Annotated in this window: 1 protein-coding gene and 1 pseudogene; both read right to left on the bottom strand. The window is 67.4% G+C overall.

Translation table 11 applies throughout. From position 1 onward, the window contains the following. Positions 1–300 (bottom strand): annotated as a pseudogene (locus EN742_RS32680) (ABC transporter permease); the annotation flags it as partial. 242 nt (positions 301–542) lie between these two features. Next, complete coding sequence (locus EN742_RS32670) at positions 543–2,054, bottom strand: ABC transporter ATP-binding protein (RefSeq protein ID WP_126057542.1); 1,512 nt, start codon at positions 2,052–2,054, stop codon at positions 543–545. Positions 2,055–2,142: the final 88 nt, after the last annotated feature.

Below are 2,142 nucleotides of genomic sequence, written 5' to 3'. Positions count from 1 at the left end.
GCTTGCCACAGCGCCCGCCAGCAACTGGCCCTCGGCGCCGATGTTCCAGAATTTCGCGCGGAAGGCGATCGCCACAGCAAGGCCGGTGAAGATCATCGGCGCGGCGCGCACCAGCGTCTCGGTTATGGCGTAGCTGTCGCCGAGCGAGGCCGACAGCATCACGCCATAGGCCTCGATCACGCCGGCGCAGGCGATTGCTATCAGGCCGCTGCACAACACCAGCGTCGCCGCGATCGCCAGCAGCGGCAGTGCGAGATTGAACCAAGCCGGCGTCGACGTTCGGGCTTCGAGGCGGAACATCAGGCGTGGCCCCCCGCTCGCCAGATGTCGGCGCCGCCCCTCATCCGGCTGCCGGCACCTTCTCCCCGTATAGTGACGGGGAGAAGGTGGCTGGCCGCAGCCGTCACACCCTTCTTGCAACGCTCGCGATTGGCGAAATCATCGATGAAAGCGCTCCTCTCCCCGTCTCTATACGGGGAGAGGGTGCCGGCAGGCAGGTGAGGGGCGGCGCCGGCGTTCGAAATCAGAGGCAAACCCATGCTTTACGCCCTCCCCTCCACGCCGGTCATCATCAGGCCGAGCCTTGCGACGGTGGCGTCCGCACCGGCGAGTGTGCCGGCGATGCGGCCCTCATACATCACCGCGATGCGGTCCGAGAGCATTAGCAGTTCCTCGAGGTCCTCGCCGATGACGATGATGCCGCAGCCCTTGGCGCGCATGGCGAGGAACTTCTCGTGGATGAAGCGGGCAGCGCCGATGTCGAGGCCGCGCGTCGGCTGCGACACGATCAGCACTTTCGGATCGAAGGCGAGCTCGCGCGCCAGCAGTGCCTTTTGCAGATTGCCGCCGGAGAGCGCGCCAGCGCGCACCATCGGCCCCGGGCAGCGTATGTCATAGGCCTTGATCTGTTCCTCGGCGAAGGCGCGGATGGCGGACGGATTGAGCAGACCCTTGCGGCTGAACGCCTCGGTGCCGATGCGCGGCAGCACCATGGAATCGGCGAGCGGCAGATTGGTCACCAGCCCGGTCGTCATCCGGTCTTCCGGGATACGGCCAAGGCCGAGTGCCTGTACCGCGCGCGGCGAGAATTGCGCAACCGCTTTGCCGGCTATCGTCATCGCGCCGGCCTTCGGCGCCAGCATGCCGGAAATGACGTCGGCCAGCGCCCGCTGGCCATTGCCGGAGACGCCGGCGATGCCGAGGATCTCGCCTTCCCGCACCGAAAGCGACACATCTCGCAACGCGGTGCCGAGATGACCCGACGTGGAAATGCCGTCGAGGGTAAGTACCGTCGCGCCTGGCGTCGAGGGCCCTCTGGCCGGCGGCAAGATCTCGCGGCCGCACATCAATTGCGCCATGGCGGACGACGTCGTGTTGGCGGGGTCGTCGACGCGGCCCGCGACCTTGCCGTGCCGCAGCACCACGCAGCGATGCGTGAGTGCCCGTACTTCGTTGAGCTTGTGCGAGATGAAAATGATGCCGAGCCCCTGGCCCGCCATCGAGCGCAGGGCGGCGAACAGGCCGTCGACCTCACCTGGCGCCAGCACCGCCGTCGGCTCGTCGAGGATCAAAAGCTTCGCGCCGCGAAACAACGCCTTGATGATCTCCAGCCGCTGCTGCTCGCCGACCGACAGCGCCGAGACCGGCAGCGTCGGATCGAGGCTCAGCCCATGCTGGCGGCCGATCTCCTTCAGCCGCGCCAACCCGCCGGCGCGGTCGATGCGGCCCGACTTGCCCGGAATGCCGATCAGGAGGTTCTCGAGCACCGTGAGCCGCGGCGCCAGATGAAAATGCTGGTGCACCATGCCGATGCCGGCGGCGAGCGCGTCGGCCGAACTGTGGATGGCGACCGGCCGGCCCTCGACCAGTATCTCGCCGGCGTCAGGTGCATAGGCGCCGAACAGCACGTTCATCAGCGTCGTCTTGCCGGCGCCGTTCTCGCCAAGCAGCCCAAGGATCTCGCCCGGTGCGACGCTGAGATCCACGGCCTCGTTCGCCTTGACGGCCCCGAAGCTCTTGGTGATGCCGCGCATTTCGATGAGTGGGGCGGACAAGGGATACTCCTGGTACCCCTCCCCCTTGAGGGGAGGGTGCCGAGCGAAGCGAGGCGGGAGGGGGCACCTCAACCGCCTCGACCTATGA

The sequence above is a fragment of the Mesorhizobium sp. M4A.F.Ca.ET.020.02.1.1 genome (genome assembly GCF_004022645.1).
GTDB lineage: Bacteria > Pseudomonadota > Alphaproteobacteria > Rhizobiales > Rhizobiaceae > Mesorhizobium.
The sequence above is the reverse complement of the archived record's forward strand: the minus strand, read 5'-3'. Positions and strand labels throughout refer to the sequence as shown.